This is a genomic window from Staphylococcus sp. EG-SA-2, from assembly GCF_017152085.1.
Window position 1 is genome coordinate 1 of sequence record NZ_JACYHC010001046.1, and the last position, 771, is coordinate 771.

1 protein-coding gene is annotated in these 771 nt (G+C 35.7%); it reads right to left on the reverse strand.

What is annotated here, in order from left to right:
• Window positions 1-34: 34 nt before the first annotated feature.
• The coding region (locus IDG60_RS17740) for an MBL fold metallo-hydrolase (RefSeq protein WP_206161009.1) at window positions 35-771 on the reverse strand (737 nt) is incomplete at its 5' end.

Sequence of the window (771 nt, forward strand, 5' to 3'; positions counted from 1 at the left end):
ACAGCAGTGCCGAACTTTATAGGGTGACTCTCATTTATATTGTATATATTGGCGTTGGAATAGCTTTATCCGTATCACATAGCAATACTTCTTTTTCCGTATCAATATCGTGTTCGTTCAATACTTGGCCAACACTCATACGCGCCAAATCTTTCATGTTATTGTCTTGTGATAAATGCGATAGGTAAATACGTTTCGTGTTACCTGTAATCACATCTGTCATCGCATGACCCGCATCCTCATTAGATACATGACCCATATCGCCTAAAATACGTTGTTTCGTCTTCCATGGATAACGACACATTCTCAACATATCGACGTCATGATTACTCTCAAAAATAAACGCATCGCTGCCACGTATCATACCTTTCATACGATCAGACACGTAACCCGTATCCGTTAAAATCGTAAACTTCTTATAGTTATTATGGAAAATATAAAATTGCGGATCTATTGCATCATGTGACACGTTAAACGATTCAACATCGAAACCTGCAATAGATTTTGTTTCATAAGGATTAAAAATGAATTTCTGATCCATAGGGATGCGACTATCTTTCTTTTCAATTGCCTGCCAAGTCTTTTCATTCGCATAAATTGGCAATTGATATTTACGCGCCAAAACACCTAATCCTTTAATATGATCAATATGTTCATGGGTTACTAAAATACCATTTAAATCTTGAATATTACGGTCAATTTGACTAAACAATTCTTCCATTTTCTTGCCAGTCAAACCAACATCAACTAATAGACTACCTTTTTCATTTT